At 48.3% G+C, this 232-nt stretch carries 1 protein-coding gene; it reads right to left on the bottom strand.

Annotated elements, in window-relative coordinates:
• On the bottom strand, window positions 1-232 hold a 232-nt coding region (locus COZ07_RS03545; protein ID WP_406607210.1), incomplete at both ends, for a hypothetical protein.

Below are 232 nucleotides of genomic sequence, written 5' to 3'. Positions count from 1 at the left end.
CGCCTGTAATTAAGCGGTCACTATGGAGATATAGCCCTTTGGAAACATCATCAGTAGCCAGGGCACTAGGATTAGCTATATCAACCAGTTTCCTGAGCCCAGGTCTATCCAGCGCCTCTGCTATTCTTCGGAAAGTATCATCTCGATAACCAGCACCTAACACCTCCTCTGGAGTGCGCATATTTATAGGAATGCGGAACCCAGCTTTTGGCTTTGCAGCCTTCTTTGCCAC

Source organism: Candidatus Infernicultor aquiphilus (assembly GCF_002784285.1).
Classification (GTDB): domain Bacteria; phylum Atribacterota; class Phoenicimicrobiia; order Phoenicimicrobiales; family Phoenicimicrobiaceae; genus Infernicultor; species Infernicultor aquiphilus.
Note: the sequence above shows the minus strand (reverse complement) of the source record. Positions and strands in the feature narration are given on the sequence as shown.